This is a genomic window from Frondihabitans sp. PAMC 28766 (assembly GCF_001577365.1).
GTDB lineage: Bacteria > Actinomycetota > Actinomycetes > Actinomycetales > Microbacteriaceae > Frondihabitans.
In genome coordinates, this window is sequence record NZ_CP014513.1 from 4,178,614 (window position 1) to 4,198,198 (window position 19,585).

Genomic DNA, 19,585 nt, shown 5'->3' on the forward strand with positions numbered 1-19,585 from the left:
TCGATCGGGTGTACTGTTGAGCATTGTTGCATGATGCAACACTTACTCTCCGAAAGAAGCACCGTGTCCAGCAGCACACCCACGCAGACCGTGGCCCTCCGCGAGCCCCTGCCGCACACCTCCCACGACCCCGGCCACGTCAGCCACCGCATGACGCCGCAGCCGAACCCCGGGCCACGGCTCTTCCTCGGCACGCCGGTCGCGGCCTTCAAAGCCTTCGGCGCGGCGATCCTGGTGCCCCTGTTCTTGGCGGTCGGCATGTCGCTGGCCTACCTCGGTGCCTTCCACCAGCCGACGCCGCACCACCTGCCGGTCGCGATCGTCGGATCGCAGCCCGCCACCCAGGTGTTCGCCCAGACGCTGAACGACAAGGCGCCCAGCCAGCTGAGCGTGCGCACCGTCGCGACCGACGCCGAGGCCCGCAAGCTCATCGTCGACCGCACCATCAGCGCCGCGTACGAACCGACGACCACGAGCGCGAGCCTCCTCGTGTCGTCGGCCGCGTCGGACACCAGCGCGACCGTGGTGCAGAAGATCTTCCTGCCGATCGCCTACGCCGAGAAGCTGCCGCTGCAGGTGGTCGACGTCGTGCCGGCCGGCACGCACGATTCGACCGGGCAGGGCATCTTCTTCCTGCTCGTCGGGCTGAGCGTCGGCTCGTACGCCACGGCCGCGGCCGTCGCCGCCTTCGCCTCGCGCCTCGGCATCCGGTGGTCGATCGTCACCTCGGTGGTGATGTCGGGCATCGTCGCCGGCATCGCGCTCACCGTGGCCGGGCCGATCTACCACGTGATCGACGGGCAGGTCGGGAGCATCTGGCTGCTGGGCTGGCTCTATTCGCTGGCGATCATCCTGATCGGGGTCGGGTTACACCCGCTGCTGCGGCACTGGACGACCGCCGCACTGACGGCGCTGTTCGTGATGCTCAACTTCACCTCGTCGGGCGGGATCTTCGCCCCCGCCCTGATGCCCGGCTTCTTCGCCGGCCTGCACACGTTCTGGAACGGGGCCGCATGGCTCGACGCCGCGCAGACCCTGCAGTACTTCCCCGGCCACGGCTTCGGGCTCGACGTGCTGCGCCTCGGGCTGTGGGCGGCCGCCGGCCTGGGCCTCACGCTGCTCACGCACCTGCTCTCGCGCCGCCGCGTGCGCCTGGCCAACGAGGCGGTCGCCACCCGCGAAGAGGAGACGGTGATCGCGGCGTAGCCCCCGTGCCACGGTATAAACATATTTCACTGTGCATACGGTTTTTCTGTTAGCGTCCCTTTCTATGCGAGACGGTCTCGCCGGGAGGGATATCAATGACGATCAAGACGACTTTGGCGGGCGTCGCCGTTGCCGCGGCGGTAGGGGCTGCGCTCCTTGTACCAGCACTCCCCGCTCATGCGACTCAGTGCACGATCAAGAGCGTGACCACGACTAACGTCAGCAGCCGCGTCCAGGGCAACTCCACCACGCAGTGCCAAGTCGGATTGAAAGGCACGATCACACAACGCGTCTTCCACCGTTTTCCGGGGATCATTCCCGATGCTCAAGTCTTCTGGGGCGCAAAGCTAGGCCCGCAGAACGGCGCAGCATTCTCTTATTCGATCCGGCGGTGCGACAACCAGACCGAAGCCGACTACGACACGCGTGTCACCGTCGACTACGGCGGCTCGAAGAACAGCGGCGTCAAGCACATCAGGACCTGCGCCGGAACCGGCGGCTGACCTGTGACTGGGGACGGGGCATCCTCGCTGAGTGTCGTAGCGCTGAATGCCCGATGCCGGCGCCGCCAAGTGCTGAACGATTTGAGCTTTGCCGTCAGCGGCGGCGTTCACGCCATTCTCGGGCCGAACGGGGCAGGCAAGTCCACACTGCTCCGAATTCTGGCGGGCCTCGCCAAAGCGCAGTCCGGCGATGTCGGTTTCGAAGGGGTGAGTCTCGGAGATCGCCGAGGCACCCGGATCATGCGACGTTGGTTCGGCTACCAGCCTCAGACTCCTGTTTTCAACAATGGATTCACGGTTCGCGAATCGGTGGGTTATGCCGCCTGGCTCAAGGGCATGGGCGCCCGTCAGGCGCCGGGGCTGATAGACCGAGCCCTGGAGGCGACGCATCTCAGAGACGTGAAGTCCATGCCCGTGGGACGACTCTCTGGCGGGCAACAAAAGCGTGCAGCCATCGCCCAGGCGATCGTCCACCAACCACGACTCCTTCTGCTGGACGAGCCCACTGCCGCGCTGGACCCCTCTGAACGACGCAGCATCCTCGACGTGATCGATCATCTCGGGCGCGAGTCCACCGTCCTCCTCTCAACGCACATCACCTCTGATCTGAGAGTGGCCGACAGCGTGCTCGTTCTGACCGACGGGCAGGCCAGGTTCTCGGGGCCGAAAATGGAGTTCGGCCAATGGGCGCGAGCGGATGATGCCGACATCTGGGAATCTGCCTACGACGTCCTCTGCGAGAAGTTATGACCGCGCTCGGGGCAGCCTTGCTCATTGCCCGTCGAATGCACGTCCTTCCCGCCTTAGGAGTGACCGCCATCCTGGGCACCCTCCTCGGCTTGGGTGAAACCGCTCCACGATTTTATGACTGGCGCGATCGAACCGGCGCAGTGGCTGCCGCCTTCACGCTGGTGATTCCGCTCTTCTGCGGCCTTGCCGCCTTCATGGGTGGGCGGATCCGCAAATCCTCGTACTTCCTTCTCATCCGTTGCGCCCCTGACGGAGGTGTTCGCGCCACACTCGCCGCATCGGCCAGCGTCGTGCTCGTGGCGGGGAGCATGTCTGTCTTCGTCGTATCCGGCATCCTCATTCCCTGGGGGTCGCTGGGTGTTCCCGCGGGGCACCCAGACTTTTCAAGGCTTCTGTCATCCGTCTCATCGCTGACCGCCGGGGGTCTGGTCGGCTTCGTCTTCGGGTTGCTCGTCCCGTGGTGGTGGGCCCCGCCGATCGCGTGCATCGGCTCGTACGTCTTCGGTGTCGCCGTATTGGTTCTCGGCGGAGGCGTCACCTCCACCCTGCCGGTACTCTCCCCCCTGTACGTCGCCTCTCTCGGCCCGTATTTCGACCTGAACGTTTCTCTCTTCGCGCTCCGCACGACCTGGTTCGCGGCAGCAGGCGTGGCCGCGGTTGGAATCGCTGTCCTCATCGTCGCCCGGTCGCGTCGAGTCGCAGCAATCATTTCGGCCTCGGGATCCGCGATCCTGATCGTGGTGGGCGCCGGAGTCATCTGTTCACCGACCGGCGTCTCCCTCGACCGCGCCAGCGGCTCGTTGCACTGTGCCGGGTCGGGTCCAGAGTTGTGCCTCCTTCCCGCCTACGAACCAGAGCGTGTCACGATCTCCACGGCGTTGGGGCCAGTCGAACGGCAGTTGACCGCAACGCCCTTCCATTTCGAACGAGTCGAGGTGACGCAACGCGGCGTGAGCCGCGTCGTCACACCCGGAACCGTAGAACTTCATGTCGACGACTTCGCCCAGGGTTGGGAGCAGCGAGACCTCGGCGAACTCGTACAGAGCATCCTCGACTCCCGTCAGTCCGGTGCAGCATGCAGAGTGCTCGGGCCGGACGACCCGCTCGGCTATGTCTACGGCCCACCTCTGGTCTTTGTCGGCTGGGCGATCGACAGCCGGGAGACAGCAGACGCTTGGGAAGGGGGCGGCGCTGCCTACGACAAGCTCATCTCGATGCCGCGTGCCGACCAGATCGCCTGGGTCGCCGGCAACACCCGAAATCTCTGCTCCGGCAAGGCGAACCTCCGCGCCCTCCGATGAACTTTCACGTTGCCAGTTTTCGGATGTACTCGATCGTTCCGCTCATGGTCGTCGCAGGGGCCCTATCGGGCTGGGGGGAAAACCTCTCTCTTCGCGTCGGCTACGAGATCGACTTCCGAGTACCCGCATCTCTTGTCCTCCCCCTCACTGCAGCATGTCTCGCATCCGGGTTGATTCTCGATCCCGCTGGCCCGATCGCGGCGATATCGACGCGACCACTCCGTCGTCTTCTCGCCGCACGGCTGGTTCTCTGCCTGTGCTCGTTCACCCTGGGGCTCGCGGGCGCTCTAACCGTGATGGAGGCACCCGACGCGGCCATTGCGCTCGCTCTGCGGAACGAGGTTCTCCTTCTCGGCATCATCCTCGGCTCCATTGGATTCCTTGACCTCGCCCTAGCCTGGATACCGCCGAGTGCCTACGCGATCATCTGCATGCTCGCGGGCGTGGGGGCAGACGGGTCAAGGCATCCATGGGCCGTTCTGCTCGAGCAGGACATCCATTGCGCAGCAGCGTGGGCTTCGGCGTTCGCCGTCGCAGTCATCGGTCTCAGCATCACGATGATTCGTCTCCGCACGAGACAAGCTCGTCACTGATCGAACTCCGCCCGCTGGCCGATCTGTGGGGCGAGTCACGACTTCGGGCTGCTGAGGGCGTAGACCGTGCTGCCCCCGACCGTCTTCGCCGTGTAATGCGACTCGACCCAGGCGGCTATCTTCGACGCGGTCGACGAGCTGCTGCCGCCCATGCCCCCGCCGGTGCCGCTGGAGACGTAGTAGCCGATGTCGCCCGCTTTCACGGAGGCCTCGAATTGCGCCAGCGTGGGGGTGGGGTCGTCGCTCCAGCCGCCGATGGCCATCACCGCGGTGTCGCTCGAGAGCTCGAGGGTCGCCGCCGACTGGTCGTTGTCGACGGCCGCGGCCCAGCGGGCGGTGGACGCCTCGAGCAGCTTCGTGAGCGCGGCGGACGAAGTCGTCCCACCACCGCCACCGGTCGGTGCGGTGCGCGCCGCCTCGGAGGAGGTGTCCCTCGAGCCGGTCGGCGAAGTCCCGCCGGTGCCGGACGGCCGCGTACCCGACGGCCTGGTTCCGGACGGCTTCGTGCCCGACGACCCCGACTCCTCGGACGCTGCACCCCCGGCTGCCGCGCTCGACCTGCCGGGCCCGCCCGAACCGCCGCCGAAGCCACCGCCGCCGACCCCACCACCGCCGCCACCGAAACCGCTCGTCGACGTCGATCCCACGCTCGGGATCGACCCGGTGTGCCCCACCGACGCCGTCGCGATGGCATACGCACCCGACCCCGAGAGCGCGAACAGCGCGCCCGCAAGAGCACCCACCAGCGTCAGCCGCCGCCACGCCGCGATCGAGCCGACCACGAAGAGCAGGGCCGACAGGATGGCTCCGACGAGCACGACCCAGCGCAGCCACGGCAGCCAGGACGCGTTCGCCCCGAGCAGGTGGAACGCCCAGGCCCCCGTCACCGCGACGGCGACGGCCAGCCCGAGTCGCCCCAGCCATGTGGCGCGCGCCTGCCAGAGCACGACCCCGCCCGTCCCGACGAGCCCGGCGATCGCCGGTGCGAGTGCCACCGTGTAGTACGGATGGATCGTGCCGCTCGTGTAGCTGAAGACGAGCCCGGTCACGGCGAGCCACGCGCCCTGCATCACGAAGCCGGCGCGAACGAGGTCGGTGCGCGGGCGCCGCCCAACAACGACGATGCCCAGCACCATCAGAACGAGGGCCGCAGGCAGGAGCCATGAGATCTCGAGCCCCATCTCGCTCGAGAACAGGCGCGTCAGACCGGTCGAGCCGCCGAACGACGAGCCCGCAGCACCACCCCCGCCGGCGCCGCCACCGCCGCCGTTCCCGGATCCTGACCCGAAGAACCGCCCGAGACCGTTGTAGCCGAACGCGAGCTGCAGCACCGAGTTGTTCGTCGATCCGCCGATGTACGGGCGCGCATCGGCCGGCCAAAGGGCCACCGCTGCCACCCACCAGCCCGCGCCCACCACGACTCCGGCGACCGCCCCGAGAACGTGCAGGATGCGACGCCACCAGGACGCGGGCGCCGCCAGCAGGTAGACCAGCGCGAACGCCGGCGCCACCAGGAGCCCCTGCAGCATCTTGGTGAGGAAGGCGAAGCCGAGCACGAGACCCGCGGCCGCGAGCCACTTCCCGCTCGCCCGAGGCAGGGCTCGCACCGTGAAGTAGCCGGCGAGGCTCATCAGCATCACCAGCAGCGCGTCGGGGTTGTCGAAGCGGAACATCAGCGCGGCGGCGGGCGTGAACGCCAGGGCGAGGCCGGCCAGGAGCCCACCGGTCGCCGCCAACCGCGCACCGAGCATGACGAGCGTGCGACGCACGGCCAGGAAGACGAGCAGCACGCTCGCGACCCCTTCGAGCGCCTGGGGCAGAAGGAGGCTCCACGACGAGAAGCCGAACAGGCGGGCCGAGAGTCCCATCAGCCAGAGCGACGCCGGCGGCTTGTCGACGGTGATGAAGTTCGACGAGTCGAGCGAGCCGAAGAACATCGCCTTCCACGACTTGGCGCCGGCCTGGACGGCCGCGGCGTAGAAACTGTTGGCCGTGCCGCTCGCCGACAGGTCGACGAGGTACAGCAGGGCCGTGAGCACGAGGAGGCCCCAGAGGCTCGGGCGGATCCACTGCGGGTCGGTCGAGCGGCCGAGGAGAGCGCGGGTGACTGCTCCTCGCCCGCGCTCGGCGGTGTGGCCCCGGATCGGGCCGTCGTATGCGGTCATGGGTGTCCTCCTGCTGGTCAGGCACCGAGCCTCGCTGACGACCCTTTCGACACCCGATGAGGCTCCCCTGACATGACGAAGCGCCTGCCGGAAGGATCCCGACAGGCGCCTCGCGAGGTGAAGCGGCAGCGGTCGTTACGCGGCGACGCTCTCCTCGGTCGCGGCGACGAGCGCCGGCTTCCGCACGAAGAACGCAGCGACGATGGCGAAGAGCGAGATGATCGCGCCTGCGAAGAAGGCCGTCTGCACACCGGACGCCGTCGACGCCACCGCTGACGAGCCGTGGGTCACCGCCGCGGCAGCACCCGTCGACAGGAGGGTGACGAACAGCGCCGTGCCGACCCCCGCCGACACCTGCTGCACGGTGTTGAGGATGGCGCTGCCGTGCGAGTAGAGGTCGGGCCGCACCGCGCCGAGCGACGCCGTGAACAGCGGCGTGAAGGTGAAGGCGAGCCCGACGCTCAGCACGATGTGCACGATCGGGATCACATAGAGAGGTGTGCCCTGCCGCAAGAACATCGCCATGCTCCAGAGCGCCGCGCTGACGAGGATCGAGCCGACCACGAGCAGGGCCGTCGGCCCGATGCGGTCGTAGAGCCGGCCCACGACGGGCGACAGCACACCCATGATGACGCCACCGGGCAGCAGGAGGAGCCCGGTCGCGAGCGTCGAGACGTGCAGCACGGTCTGCAGATAGATCGGCAGGATGATGAGGCTGCCGAACAGCGCGATGCTCGAGACCGCGATCATCGCGATCGAGATCGAGAAGGTGCGCGACAGGAAGGTGCGGAGGTCGAGCAGCGGCGCCGACGACCGGGCGAGCCGGGTCTGACGCAGGATGAACAGCGCCAGAGCCACGACGCCGACGATCACCGGCACGAGCGGCGGGACGGGCTGCGGAGACCCGGAGGCCGCTTCGCCCACGCTCGAGAGGCCGTAGAGCAGCCCGGCGAACGCGAACGCGGACAGGATCACCGAGAGCACGTCGAGCGGCACCTTGCGCGGCACCGTGACGTTCTTCATCTTGATCGCGCCGACGACCAGGGCGACGAGGGCGATCGCAGAACGATGATGAACATGAAGCGCCAGCTCAGCACGCTGAGGATGAGACCCGAGATGGTGGGGCCGATGGCCGGGGCCACCGAGATCACGATCGAGATGTTGCCCATGATGCGACCGCGCGCGGCAGGAGCCACCAGCGTCATCGCCGTCGTCATCAAGAGCGGCATCATCACGGCCGTGCCCGTCGCCTGAACGATTCGAGCGACGAGCAGCACCGGGAAGCCCGGCGCGACGGCCGCGATCAGCGTGCCGGCACTGAACAGAGACATCGCGAGGATGAAGATAGACCGCGTGCTGAAGCGCTGCAGCAGGAACCCCGTGATCGGGATGACCACCGCCATGGTCAGGAGGAAGCCCGTCGTCAGCCACTGGACGGTCGCGGCCGACACCTTGAGGTCGATGATCAGCGTCGGCAGCGCGACACTCAGGATCGTCTCGTTCAGGATCACGACGAAGGCCGAGACGATCAAAAGCCCCAGCACGAGGCGGTTGCGCGCGGCATCGTCCGCCACGGCACCCTCGGCGGCGGAGGGCACGGTCGTCGTGGTGGTCTGTTGCGTCACGGTGTTCCTGTCAGTGATCGTGGCAGTCGGTCGGTACGGGGTGGAACCAATCGGTCCGGTCAGTATTCCCCGCACCGCCGACATTGGCCAGTGCTTCACCCGATGGTCGCTCAGGCCCGCGCTGACGACCCCACGAGCTCGATCGAGGCCTCGAGCGGGGTGGCCGTGAGCGACGTGCCGACGTGCACCTCGAACGCGCCCTCCTCGTAGTTCCAGCCCTCGTCCCAGTCGGCGAAGGCACGCGCCGGCAGCGGGATCGTGACGACCTGGGACTGCCCTGCGTCGAGTATCACCGGCGCGAAGCCGGCGAGCCACCGGGCGGGGCGATCGACCGCGCTTTCGGCGCGCGACAGGTACACCTGAACGACGTGCTTGCCCCGGCGCGAACCGGTGTTGGTGACCGTGACCGACACCGTGGCATCCTGCGCCCCGCCCGAAGCGGAAGGAGCGGACGGGGCGGAGACCGACGGCGAGACCTCGAGCGACCCCGTCGAGAACGTGGTGTAGCCGAGCCCGTGCCCGAACTCGAACGCGGGCGTCTGGCCCGAGCGCAGCCACGCCCTGTAGCCGATGTGGATGCCCTCGTCGTAGGCGACGATGCCGCCGTGCGGTGTGACGTCGAGCACCGGCACATCGCCGAGCAGCGCCGGCCACGTCGTGGGCAGACGCCCGCCGGGCTCGACGGCGCCGAACAGCAGGTCCGCGAGCGCGTTGCCGTACTCCTGGCCGCCGAAGTAGGTCAGCAGCAGCGCCTTCACGTCGTCGCGCCAGGGCATGACGACGGGCGAGCCCGAGTTGACCACGACGATCGTGTTCGGGTTGGCGGCGACGACGGCGCGCACGAGGTCGTCCTGGCGCCCGGGCAGGTCGAGGTTCTGGCGGTCGAAGCCCTCCGACTCGACTCGAGAGTTGGTGCCCACGACGACGATGGCGACATCGGCGTTCGCTGCGGCGTCGACCGCCGAGGCGATCAGCCCTCCGGGTCGGAGTTGTCGGCTTCGAGCCCCGCCGTGATGCTCCACACGCCCGCCATCGACTTGTCGCGCGAGCCCATGTCGAATTCGATCTTCACGTCGAGCGAGGTGCCCGCGGCAACCTGCACCGGGGTGACGATCGATGGCGGCGCGAGCAGCGACGCGCCGAGATCCATGCCGCCGGTGTCTTTCGAGGTCTCTTCGTGCACGAGCCGGCCGTCGACGAAGATGCGCCCGTGGCCGACCGAAGCGAAGCCGAAGAGCGCCTCGCCGGTGGTGGCCGGCGTCCACGTCATCGTCATCTCGGCAACCGCCGAGGTGTCGACGGGGGCGTCGCCACCGAAGTACGTCAGCGCCGTGGCCAGGCGGTCCTCGCGGAACATCTCCGTGCCGTCGGCGTCGAGGAAGCGGACGAGCATGCCATTCGAGCCCGTGGCCGGGTTGACGATGTCGTCGAGGGGAAGCTCGGTGATGCCCTCCTGGACGACGGCCCCGATGGAGTACGAGACGATCGCACCGGGCAGAGCGGCACGGAGACCTTCGAGCGGCGAGACGACCTTCGTCGGCAGCACGGTGGCCGAGCCGCCGCCCTGGGTGCGGGCGTGCAGGCCGTTGTGGCCGATCAGCGCGACCGACCCCAGTGCCGAGGCGTCGAGCGGCAGGGTGCCTTCGGGGTTCGCGAGCAGCACGCTGCCGGCGGCCTCGGCCTCGCGGGCGAACGCGACGCCGTCTTCGACGGTGACGGGAGCGGCCTGCACGGGTGCGAAGCCCTCGAGCGCGCCGACACGGGCAGCGAGGCGCAGGATACGGATGACCTTGCGATCGATGGCCGCCTCCGACACGTCACCGCTGCGAACGGCCGCCACGAGAGCGGCGCCCCAGGGGCCGTCGGGGCCGGGCATCACGAGATCCTGCGACGCCTTGGCGCTCTCGACGGTGCGAACAGCCGTCCAGTCGCTGACGACGACGCCGTCGAAGCCCCACTCGGAGCCCAGCGGCGTCTCGAGCAGCTCGCTCTCGTGGCGGTGGTGCCGTTGATCTGGTTGTACGACGACATCACGAGCCACGCGTGCGCCTCGGTGATGCTCTTCTCGAAGGCGAGCAGGTAGAGCTCGCGGAGGGCACGCTCGGAGACGACGGTGTTCGCAGTGAAGCGCTCGGTCTCGTAGTCGTTGGCGATGTAGTGCTTGGGGGTGGCCCCGACGCCGTTCTCCTGCACGCCCGACACGTAGGCCGCGGCGAGTTCGGCGGTGAGCAGCGGGTCTTCGCTGAACGCCTCGAAGTGGCGGCCGCCCAGCGGCGACCGGTGCAGGTTGATGGTCGGCCCGAGCACGACGTCGACGCCCTTGCGGCGGGCCTCGACAGCGGACGCGGCACCGTAGCGAGCAGCGACGGCGCGGTCCCAGGACGACGAGAGCGCCGTCGCGCTCGGGAGGTTGAGCGAAGGCGAGCGCTCGTCCCACACCTCGCCACGGACGCCGGAGGGGCCGTCCGACACCAGGATGCGACGCAGCCCGATCTTCTCGATGGGCCAGGTCGTCCAGAAGTCGCGCCCGGTGAGCAGCTGCACCTTCTCGTCGAGGGTCAGTTTCGCGGCCAGTTCGTCGAGACGGGCGGTCTCTTCTGCGGAGTCGTACATCGGTGCCTTTCGGGTCACGGCGGCGTCGACCTCGACGCGGCCTGTCGAAGAATCTAGCATCACAAACCTACCTCGGGTTGGGATTATCGGCGCTAGGTTTGTCGCGTGACCAGTGCTGTTCCCTCCCGCCGCTACGCCAAGGGCGACGCCAAGCGTGCGGAGATCCTGAGTGCGGCTCTCGCCGTCATCGGCGAACGGGGCTACCGCCACTCCTCGCTCCAGGAGATCGCCGACGCCGTCGGTCTCACGAAGGCCGGAGTGCTGCACTACTTCGACTCGCGCGAAGACCTCCTCGTCGAGGTGCTCCGCGAGCGCGACGACGCCGACGAGGCCCGCCTCCTGCCCGACGACGGCGACATCATCGACCTCCTCCCCCGCGCCCTGCGCCACAACGCCGAGGTGCCGGGCCTCGTGCAGCTCTACTCGCGCCTGGTGGTCGAGTCGGAGGCGGCCGAGCACCCCGGCCACGCCTACATCGACGACCGGTACGCCCAGATCGAGACGACCCTCGGCGAGGCCGCCCGAGCCCGTCAAGAGGCAGGCGAGATCCGCATCGACCTCGACCCGGCGATGATCGCGCGCATCCTCACGGCGGTGAGCGACGGCATCCAGCTGCAGTGGCTGCACGACCCGGCGATCGACATGAGCGGCACCTTCGAGACCGTGCTCGGGCTACTCACCCCGCCCCCGTCGGGCCCGACCGCTGACTCGTGACCCCCTGACTGGGGTGTCATACCAGATTTGACGGAGCGACAGCATCCTGCTATCGTTATCCAGTTGCTTGAGTGGACTATCTACCCATTCGCGACGTGCTTGTTGAACGACGTGCGTGTTTCACGACAGGCATGCTGGCCCCGAGCCAGTGCCGTCGGCCCAACAGGCCAACACATGCTCGTTCAGACCTTCATGGGTCTCATTCCGACCGAGCCAACCCGCGCTTCGTGCCCACAAAGCACCGCGCACCAGCACGCCGACACTCGGCGTGTGCGAACAGCGCCGCACCCTCACCCGGTGCCCGCGCGAACTCGCCGCACAGCATCGAAAGACAGCACCATGACAACCATTTCACTCATCCAGATCGACGGGACCGTCACCACGGCTCCCGTGCTCACCCACGACAACCTCGTGGAGTTCGTCGTCGTCGACGAGTCCTCGCGCGAATTCGTCGTCCGCATCGCCCGCTCCGAGCTCGGCGGCCACGTGGCCCCGGGCGCTCGCGTCGTGGCGTCGGGCGCCGAGGGCTGGGTCATTCCCGGCCGCGCCTGGGTCTCCGAGCCGTCGCGCACGATCCTGCAGGCGCACGACGTGCAGCTGCGAGAGCTCGCCTTCGCGGCATAGGTCGAAGCCAGCACCACTTTCGGCGCAGGGCACCGGTTCTCACCGGTGTCCTGCGCCGATTCTCGTCTGCGGGGCTACGCCTCCGGCTTCGGCGGCAGGTTCGCGGCGATGACGCGGTCGACCTTGGCCGCGTACACCCTCTGGTCGACGCCACCCGCCTCGAGCACCCCGAGGTCGCTCTTCGTGACGCGCTGCTGCTGCCGGTAGTCGGCGGCGTAGAGAGCCGCCCGGTAGCCGGTCGACGTCATGCACGTGGCGTCCTGCACCGCCACGCTCTTCTCACCGGCGCTCACGTGCGCCGTCGGCAGCCCCACCGCGAACCCGTTCGCCACCGAGGGCGACGGCATCAGCGCCGGCGACTCCGGCAGGTCTCGGACGCGGGCCGGTGCCATGCAGGTGCGCCAGGCCCTCTCTCGAGAGACGACGGCAGGATCACGACGCGCGTCTCGCAGGGCCCGGTTCGCCAGCGTCACCGCGAGAGCGTTCGCCACCTGCGCCCTGCCCGACAGCGGGGCGATCGAGAGCTCGGTCTCGCGCACCTGCGTCAGGCACGAGTCCGCGACCCTCTGCTGCGCACCCGTCAGCGGCGGCCGCGCGAGGTAGGCCGCCCAGAGCCCGCTCGAGAGCGTGTCGGTCGGCACCCGGTGGTAGCCGACCGCCTTCGCCGTGCCCACGGTGAGGGGCCGCACGACCGAGTCCTGGCCGAGGCCGGCGTCTTCGGCGTCGCCGAATCCGTGCACGCCGATCGATGTGACGTCGCGCCACGGCACGTCCATCCGGACACCCTGGGCGGCCGCGCACTTCGACTGCAGCAGCAGCTCGGCGTAGTGCTCCTGGTCGTCGTTCACGACGAGGTAGCGATCGAGCGGCATGCTCCACGACGACACGTCTTTCGTCGGCAGGTGCGGCAGCGCCTGGTCGGCCGGCTCGGGGATGTTCGAGACGGCGATGGCGGCCGTGCCGGCCACGACGACCACGAGGGCGGCGAGCTTGGCGACCCACTGGCGGCCGAGGAAGGCGGACGGGTGCTTCATTTCGCTCCTTCGGCGGCCTGGTCGACCAGGGCGTTCTCGTAGGCGAAGACGACCACCTGGATGCGGCTGCGCAGGCCGAGCTTCAGCAGCACGGCACGGACGTGGCTCTTGACCGTGGCCTCCGAGACGACCAGCTCTGCCGCGATCTCGGCGTTGCTGAGGCCCCGCGAGACGAGCGCGAACATCTCGCGCTCCTTCGCCGTCAGGCTTTCGAGCGGATCCGGTCGCTCGGGGGCCTGCGGGTCGGCGTGGGCGCGCACCAGTTCGATCGCATCCGCCTCAGTCGGTGCGGGCGCCCCCGTGACGGCCGCCCGGATCGCGGCCAGCACGACCTCGGGCGAGGCGTCCTTCGTGAGGAAGGAGTGCGCGCCGGCCTGGAAGGCGGCGTACACGGCCTCGTCCTTCTTGATCGTGGTGAGCACGACGACACGAGGAACGGCGTCGACGGGGAGGACGCCGGTCGATTCGGCCTCGCTGATGAGGCGCGTGGCCTCGATCCCGTTGACCACCGGCATCCTGATGTCCATCAGCACCACGTCGGGAGCGACGCGCGCCACGAGCTCGACCGCTTCGCGGCCGTCGAGCGCCGTGCCGACGCACTCGAGGTCGGGCTGCGACTCGATGAGCATGCTCATGCCCGAGGCGAACAGGCGCTGGTCGTCGACCACGACGACCCGGGTCGTCGAATCAGGCATTCTGCACCCCGCCTCGCGCCGATGGCACGAACGCGGTCACCACGAACGCCGACTCTCCGGTCTTGCCGACCGGCGCGGCCCGCAGCCAGCCACCCGCCAGCCGAGCGCGCTCCTTCATGCCCGCGATGCCGGCGCCCGGGCCCACCCCGTCGACCAGGGGCTGGTCGCCGCTCGACGACACGTGCACGCTCACCCCCGACTCGGCGCTCGCGAGGTCGACGGTCACGCGAGACGTCGAGCCGGAGTGCTTGAGCGCGTTGGTCAGGCTCTCCTGCACGATGCGGTAGACCGCCACCTGCTGCGCGTCGGTGAGGGCGATCCGCTCGTCTCCCGACAGCTCGAGGTCGATCGACATGCCGAGAGAACGCATCTGCTCGACGAGGTCGGGCACGTCGGCCAGCGTCGCGCGCGGCAGGATCACGTCGTCGACCGTCTGGATGCGCTCGACGAGGCCCCGCACGTCGACGAGAGCCGTGCGCGCGACCTCGGCGACGGTCTCGAGCGTCTGCGCTTCCAAGGACCGGGCCTCCACGGACCGGGCCTCCACGGACCGGGCCTCCATCGATCCTGCCGCCGGTAGGCCTGCCCCCGCGGGCCCCGCCCCCGCGGGCCCGGCGGTACCACCGGGGCGGCTCGCGGCGAGCGCGACGGCGCCCTGCGCCTGCGACACGATCACGGCGAGAGAGTGGGCCAGCGAGTCGTGGACGTCTCTCGAGATGCGCGCACGGTCGTCGGCGATCCGGAGGTCGAGGCCCGCCCGGGCGAGCTGCGTGTCGACACGCTCGACGTCCCGCTCGACCACGGCGATGAACGACGAGACCGCGATGCCGATCAGCCACGCCGCCAGGCCGACGGCGAGGGCAGCGAGCGCGAGCGTCTCGGCGTCGCGCCGCGGGCTGTCGATCAGGGGGCCGTCGCCCACCCACGAGCCCCAGCGGTACGGCCGCGCGTCGGTGGGGAAGGCGGTCACGAACGCGAACAGCAGCGACGAGGCCACGACCACCGGCACGGCGAGCCAGCGCGTGAGCCCGCGCGCGAACAGGCCGACGAAGAAGACCACGAAGGCGATCGCCAGCGACGCGGGCCAAGTGGTGTCGTCGGTCGGCGCCACGAGGCCTAGGGCCTGCAGCGCGCCGATCGCAAGAACGAGGCCCATCGCCGTGCGCGGCATCCACGTCGACAGGCCGAGGGCCACCGCGAAGAGCGCGAACAGCACGATGTTCGGGGGCGAGTGGCGGCCCACCTCGGCGATGTTCCAGAGCACCAGGTAGACGGCGGCTGCCACGGGGGCGGCGGCGACACTCGTGATCCGCAAGACCAGCAGCGTCGTCGCGCCGAACAGGCGGGGCGAGTTGTCCATGCTTCGACGGTAGAGGCGACCGGGGCCGAGAAGGCGCCCCGGGGCCGCTTTTCATCCCTGATGATGAGACACCTCCAGGGCCTGCCCCCTCTCCGGGGGTTCCCACCTCTGGGGACTGTGCTCGGGCCGCCCCAGAACCTACCGTCGAAGGCGAGGGGGTCGTCCCGTCACATCTTCTGAGGGGAAGACCTGCCGATGCAGCACGCACGCGCCACGAATGCCACGAGAGCCAGTCGACGACGTCGGGCGGTGGCCGCGATCGCGGTCGCGGCTCTCTCGGTCGCCGGCGTCGGGGCGCTGGGTGCCGCACAGGCATCCGCCGCGACCCCTCGCGTCACGTTCGCGAGCGCCGTGCCGACCTGGGCCAAGAAGGCCGCCGTGACGACTGCCACCTCACCGACCACTGTCGTCGAGGGCGAGGTGTTCCTCCCCCTGCAGGACGAGGCCGGCGCCGAAGCTCTCGCGTCGTCTGTGTCGAACCCCAAGAGCTCGCAATACCGCCAGTACCTCAGCCCTTCTGACTGGATCACCCGGTTCGCGCCGACGCAGGCCTCGTTCGACAGCGAGAGGGACATGCTCACCGGGTCGTCGTCGAATCCCACCGGCATCACCATCACCGGCTCCCCGGCGAGCCGTCAATACATCGTCTTCCGCGGCACCGTCAAGGCAGTCGACGCGCTCTTCGACACGTCTCTCGCCACGTACGACGTGCAGGGGCATCACCTGATCGCACCGTCGCGTGTCCCGTCGCTGCCCACCGCGCAGGCGGCACACATCTCCGGGATCGTGCTCGACCAGGGGCGACTGCTCACCCGCCCCCAGAACGTCGGCCAGAACTCGATCCAGACGGTCGGCGGCTCGCCGAGGAGCCTGCAGTCGCTCGTGGCCCCGAGCAGCGTCACCGTCAAGGCGCCCTGCTCGACCTACTCCGGTCAGCGGTCGGTGACGATCCCCACCGCCTGGGGCCAGACCCACGCGGGCACCGTCAACTGCGGGTACACCCCCAAGCAGATCCGCCAGGCATACGGGCAGTCCGCGACCGCCGGCGCAGGTCAGACGGTCGCCATCATCGACGCCTACGACTCGCCGACCACCGTCACCGATGTCAACACCTACTCGCGCAGCAAGGGCGAGCCTCTCCTCACTTCGACCCAGTACCGAGACGTGTCGGTGTCGAAGTCGGCGTTCACCGACGAGGCCTCCTGCGGTTACCCGAGCGGGTGGCAGGTCGAGCAGACCCTCGACGTCGAGGCGGTCCACGCGATCGCGCCCTCCGCGGGAATCCTGTACGCCGGCGCCGGCGACTGCGGCGCAGGCACTGACCTCGCGCTGTCCACGATCCTCGACCAGGGGCTGGCGAACGTCGTCAGCAACAGCTACGGCGGCACCGGCGAGCCGACAGGCCAGGGCGCCCAGGCCTATATCGACGGCGAGGTCAACCTCCAGCTGCAGGCCGCGGCCGAGGGGATCGGCCTCTACTTCGCCAGCGGTGACGACGGCGACGAGAAGGCCGACCTCGGCTATGCGTCGGCGAACTTCCCGGCCTCGTCTCCGTGGGTCACCTCGGTCGGCGGCACGAGCCTCGGCATCTCGAGTACCGGTCAGCGCGCCTTCGAACTGGGCTGGGGCGACGTGCTCGACCCGATCGTCACGACGAAAGCCGCCCCCAAGGCGCACTATCAGACGACGCTTCCCGGCAGTCTCTTCTCCGGGGGGTCCGGTGGCGGGTGGAGCAAAGTCTTCAAGCGGTCGAGCCTGCCCGTCGACTACCAGGCCTCGGCCGTCAACGTCAAGACGGCGTCCGACTACCGCGTCGGGCCCGACATCTCGGCGCTCGCCGATCCGTTCACCGGCCTCAGCATCGGCTACCACCCGATCACGAACAACTCGACCCTCGCGACCGGCGCCTGGTCATCCAGCGTCGCCGGCGGCACGTCGCTGGCCACACCGCTCGTCGCCGGTCTGATGGCGACCGTGCAGCAGCGCACCGGTGCCCATGTCGGATTCGCCAACCCGATCCTCTACTCTCTGTACCGGTCGGCGCCGAAGACGTTTTTCGACGTGAAGACCCCCACCGGCCACCCGAGGCTGGTCTACTCGACCTCGTCGGCGAGCTACCTGGTCACGCTGAACGACGATGGCAGCTATCACACCGCAAACGGCTTCGACTACGTCACCGGCCTCGGCGTTCTCAACATGTCGAGCATCGCCGGCTTCGCCACCCCCGCCAGCTGACCCCCCCCCCCCGAACTGGGGTCATCGGAGCGCCCACCGGGCAAGGGCTCGACTCCGAAGTGAATTCGAATCGGCGACGCGCATTTCGGGTCTGCGTCGCCCTCTCACCCCGCCGCTCGCGGGGCCGTGCGCGGTCGGGAAGCCGCCTCGGCCCCGCGAGCGCTTTGCATCATGCGCCCGTTGTTTTTCATGACTGCACCTTTTCACTTGCGTAAGTTTGCAGTCCGGGCAATAATCGAGGCATGGTGACCGAACCCCTCGGCTTGCGCGATCGCAAGCGCGAAGAGACGCGCCGGCGTCTCGAGTCGGCGGCCGTCACGCTCGTCCTCCGCGACGGCCTCGAGCACGCCACGGTCGACTCGATCAGCTCGACTGCCGACGTCTCGTCGCGCACGTTCTTCAACTACTTCGACAGCAAAGAAGACGCGATCCTGGGGATCCACGACATCGAGCTCACGCCCGGGGTCGTCACCGAGCACATCATGCGCAACGACGGGGTCGACGCGGTCGAGTCGACCGTGATCCTGCTGCTGTCTCTGATCAGCCCGTCAATCGAGGGCAAGGCCCTGCACCAGCAGCGCCACGAGGTGCTGAAGCGGCACCCGCAGCTCTTCGGCCGCCACGTCGCCCAGATGACGCGCATGATCGACACCCTCACCGATGCCGTGAGCGCCATCCTCGAGCACGATGCGACGGGGCTCGGCTCGAACCGGGCCGAGGCCGAAGTGCTGCTCAGCCTCTGCGGAGGCGCCGTCCGCAGCTCGGTCAAAGAATGGGTCGCCCTCGACCCGGCCGAGCCCGTCGAGCGCATCCAGCCCGAGCGACCGGTCTCGTCCGCTCGGTTCTCGCGCGCATCTCTCAGCCGGTCGCCTGAACGAAGCGCCCGGGTCACTCGGGTGTCCTCTGTTTTGCCCACTGGTCGAGCGCGGCCGTACCGTGCACACTGTCGGGATGCCCGACCGTCGACCTCCCGCATCCGGCCCGTCCGATCGTCCGCCATTCCAGACCCTGCTTGCCGTGCTCTCGGCGGCGTCGGCGCTGGTGCTCGTGGTCGGCGTGGTGCGAGCGCTCATGACGGGACAGTCGTCGCCGCTGCTCATCGCAGTCGCGGTCGTGCTGGCCGCGAGCCTCATGCTGATCCGGTCGCTGCGGCGCACCGCCGTCCCGCGCCGGAGCACAGGATCCGACGGACGTCGCCGCCCGGTCAGCGAGCGCACCCGCCCTCCGCTGGCACGCGACTGAGCGGAAGCCCTGTGGACCCTCGGGTCAGCTCATGACCTGGGCGAGCACCGGAGGCCTGCGCCTGCGACTCTGTCGCACCGAGCTCGGTGTCGGCCCCAGCACTCGCCGGACGGCCGGCGAGACGATGGTGCGGCGTCGGCCGAGCGGTGTGCGCCAGGTGAGGACGGTGCGCGGCGCGACCGGGACGGCGCGCGAGCGGGACGCCTCGAGAGCGCTCGTCCACGAGCGCTTGGTGGAGAAGACGGTCTGGCCGTAAGCCTCCACCTCGCCGAGGCGATGGGTGCCGACGACGTCCCCGTCGATGTCGAGGAGCTCGACGTGGACGCCCTTCACCGGCTCTGCCGAGTGGTTCTCGATGTGGACGTCGTAGGCGACGTAGCCCTTCTTGAACGAGGTCGGCGGCAGGTGCTCGTGGGTGCGCTTGTCGAGGTAGTTGCTGTAGACGGTGACGCTGAGGGGCGCCTCCTGCGTGCGGACGACGGGGACCGACGCATCCTCCTGCTTGCGGATCGAGCGGGCGGTGAGCCCGAGCACGACGGCGACAGGGGTTCCGACGACGACGGCGCCGAGCGTTTTGATGATCGGCGAAACCATTAGAGGATTCCTCGCGAAGAAATGTCCATACGTCGATTTTGCACCCGATCGACGCTGCCGTCGCCCATTCCGGGCGATGTTGACTCGTCATCGAGCCATCGGCAACCACAAATCGAGGGTCGGTTTGTTGGACGACTCCGCCCCGGTCGGCCGTGCCTGCCCAGTGCAAACTGGTAGCGGCTCGAACGCAATCCGCACCATCTCTAGGAGACCCACGCATGAAGCCCCTGCAGAATCGCACTGTCGCCGTGACCGGCATCGGCGTCGTCACGCCCAGCGGCATCGGTGTCGACGCGTTCTGGAAGAGCCTCTTCGAACCGGCCGCGCACGT

14 protein-coding genes and 2 pseudogenes are annotated in these 19,585 nt (G+C 68.9%); 9 read left to right on the top strand and 7 right to left on the bottom strand.

The window, feature by feature from the left end:
- The first annotated feature begins 63 nt into the window (after nt 1-63).
- From AX769_RS19945 to AX769_RS19965, 5 genes are all read left to right on the top strand, one after another.
- Nucleotides 64-1,206 carry a hypothetical protein gene (locus AX769_RS19945; RefSeq protein ID WP_066282612.1) on the top strand — a complete coding sequence of 381 codons (1,143 nt, stop codon included), beginning with the start codon at nt 64-66 and terminating at the stop codon, nt 1,204-1,206.
- A 95-nt stretch (nt 1,207-1,301) separates the two neighbouring features.
- The gene (locus AX769_RS19950; RefSeq protein WP_157887738.1) at nt 1,302-1,709 is read left to right on the top strand and encodes a hypothetical protein; all 408 of its coding nucleotides are present in this window, start codon (nt 1,302-1,304) and stop codon (nt 1,707-1,709) included.
- A 69-nt stretch (nt 1,710-1,778) separates the two neighbouring features.
- The gene (locus AX769_RS19955; RefSeq protein WP_066282621.1) at nt 1,779-2,459 is read left to right on the top strand and encodes an ATP-binding cassette domain-containing protein; all 681 of its coding nucleotides are present in this window, start codon (nt 1,779-1,781) and stop codon (nt 2,457-2,459) included.
- A 140-nt stretch (nt 2,460-2,599) separates the two neighbouring features.
- Nucleotides 2,600-3,760 (top strand): hypothetical protein, encoded by a 1,161-nt coding sequence (locus AX769_RS19960; protein ID WP_162269025.1) that lies wholly within the window; start codon nt 2,600-2,602, stop codon nt 3,758-3,760.
- A gap of 23 nt (nt 3,761-3,783) precedes the next feature.
- Complete coding sequence (locus AX769_RS19965) at nt 3,784-4,353, top strand: hypothetical protein (RefSeq protein ID WP_066282625.1); 570 nt, start codon at nt 3,784-3,786, stop codon at nt 4,351-4,353.
- 35 nt (nt 4,354-4,388) lie between these two features.
- Here the strand turns inward: AX769_RS19965 and AX769_RS19970 are convergent, their stop codons facing one another.
- The 3 genes and pseudogenes from AX769_RS19970 to AX769_RS24530 all read right to left on the bottom strand — a co-directional run bounded on the left by AX769_RS19970 (nt 4,389) and on the right by AX769_RS24530 (nt 10,756).
- Nucleotides 4,389-6,518 carry a glycosyltransferase family 39 protein gene (locus AX769_RS19970; RefSeq protein ID WP_082763963.1) on the bottom strand — a complete coding sequence of 710 codons (2,130 nt, stop codon included), beginning with the start codon at nt 6,516-6,518 and terminating at the stop codon, nt 4,389-4,391.
- A gap of 135 nt (nt 6,519-6,653) precedes the next feature.
- Nucleotides 6,654-8,227 (bottom strand): annotated as a pseudogene (locus tag AX769_RS19975) (MDR family MFS transporter).
- A gap of 26 nt (nt 8,228-8,253) precedes the next feature.
- A pseudogene (locus AX769_RS24530) lies at nt 8,254-10,756 on the bottom strand (beta-glucosidase).
- A gap of 105 nt (nt 10,757-10,861) precedes the next feature.
- Here AX769_RS24530 and AX769_RS19985 point away from each other — a divergent pair.
- On the top strand, nt 10,862-11,470 hold the full coding sequence (locus AX769_RS19985) for a TetR/AcrR family transcriptional regulator (protein ID WP_066282628.1): 609 nt from the start codon (nt 10,862-10,864) through the stop codon (nt 11,468-11,470).
- 339 nt (nt 11,471-11,809) lie between these two features.
- Nucleotides 11,810-12,094: a hypothetical protein gene (locus AX769_RS19990; protein ID WP_066282635.1), complete on the top strand. Its 285-nt coding sequence runs from the start codon at nt 11,810-11,812 to the stop codon at nt 12,092-12,094.
- 74 nt (nt 12,095-12,168) lie between these two features.
- Here the strand turns inward: AX769_RS19990 and AX769_RS19995 are convergent, their stop codons facing one another.
- The 3 genes from AX769_RS19995 to AX769_RS20005 are packed head-to-tail and all read right to left on the bottom strand — an operon-like array spanning nt 12,169 to nt 15,183.
- Nucleotides 12,169-13,128: a hypothetical protein gene (locus tag AX769_RS19995; RefSeq protein ID WP_066282637.1), complete on the bottom strand. Its 960-nt coding sequence runs from the start codon at nt 13,126-13,128 to the stop codon at nt 12,169-12,171.
- Nucleotides 13,125-13,823 carry a response regulator transcription factor gene (locus AX769_RS20000; RefSeq protein WP_066282640.1) on the bottom strand — a complete coding sequence of 233 codons (699 nt, stop codon included), beginning with the start codon at nt 13,821-13,823 and terminating at the stop codon, nt 13,125-13,127. The genes AX769_RS19995 and AX769_RS20000 overlap by 4 nt, the downstream gene beginning before the upstream one ends.
- Nucleotides 13,816-15,183, bottom strand: coding sequence for a sensor histidine kinase (locus tag AX769_RS20005; RefSeq protein WP_066282642.1), 1,368 nt, complete (start codon nt 15,181-15,183; stop codon nt 13,816-13,818). Before AX769_RS20005 ends, AX769_RS20000 begins: the two co-directional genes overlap by 8 nt.
- Nucleotides 15,184-15,378: 195 nt before the next feature.
- Between AX769_RS20005 and AX769_RS20010 the strand changes: the two genes are divergently transcribed.
- Together AX769_RS20010 and AX769_RS20015 are read left to right on the top strand one after the other, a co-directional pair.
- Complete coding sequence (locus AX769_RS20010) at nt 15,379-17,418, top strand: protease pro-enzyme activation domain-containing protein (protein WP_082763964.1); 2,040 nt, start codon at nt 15,379-15,381, stop codon at nt 17,416-17,418.
- A gap of 242 nt (nt 17,419-17,660) precedes the next feature.
- Complete coding sequence (locus AX769_RS20015) at nt 17,661-18,695, top strand: TetR/AcrR family transcriptional regulator (RefSeq protein WP_066282647.1); 1,035 nt, start codon at nt 17,661-17,663, stop codon at nt 18,693-18,695.
- On the opposite strand, the gene AX769_RS20020 is transcribed toward AX769_RS20015, so the two are convergent.
- Entirely contained in the window at nt 18,685-19,254 is a 570-nt protein-coding gene (locus AX769_RS20020; RefSeq protein WP_066282650.1) for a hypothetical protein, read from the bottom strand. The two genes, AX769_RS20015 and AX769_RS20020, sit on opposite strands and share 11 nt — an antisense overlap.
- Nucleotides 19,255-19,585 lie beyond the last annotated feature (331 nt).

Bases quoted from the DNA above. Each gene is read 5' to 3' on its own strand.
- AX769_RS20020 (WP_066282650.1), bottom strand. From the start codon at position 19,254: ATGGTTTCGCCGATCATCAAAACGCTCGGCGCCGTCGTCGTCGGAACC.
- AX769_RS19995 (WP_066282637.1), bottom strand. From the start codon at position 13,128: ATGAAGCACCCGTCCGCCTTCCTCGGCCGCCAGTGGGTCGCCAAGCTC.
- AX769_RS19950 (WP_157887738.1), top strand. From the start codon at position 1,302: ATGACGATCAAGACGACTTTGGCGGGCGTCGCCGTTGCCGCGGCGGTA.
- AX769_RS19970 (WP_082763963.1), bottom strand. From the start codon at position 6,518: ATGACCGCATACGACGGCCCGATCCGGGGCCACACCGCCGAGCGCGGG.
- AX769_RS19965 (WP_066282625.1), top strand. From the start codon at position 3,784: ATGTACTCGATCGTTCCGCTCATGGTCGTCGCAGGGGCCCTATCGGGC.
- AX769_RS20000 (WP_066282640.1), bottom strand. From the start codon at position 13,823: ATGCCTGATTCGACGACCCGGGTCGTCGTGGTCGACGACCAGCGCCTG.
- AX769_RS20005 (WP_066282642.1), bottom strand. From the start codon at position 15,183: ATGGACAACTCGCCCCGCCTGTTCGGCGCGACGACGCTGCTGGTCTTG.
- AX769_RS19990 (WP_066282635.1), top strand. From the start codon at position 11,810: ATGACAACCATTTCACTCATCCAGATCGACGGGACCGTCACCACGGCT.
- AX769_RS20015 (WP_066282647.1), top strand. From the start codon at position 17,661: ATGGTGACCGAACCCCTCGGCTTGCGCGATCGCAAGCGCGAAGAGACG.
- AX769_RS20010 (WP_082763964.1), top strand. From the start codon at position 15,379: ATGCAGCACGCACGCGCCACGAATGCCACGAGAGCCAGTCGACGACGT.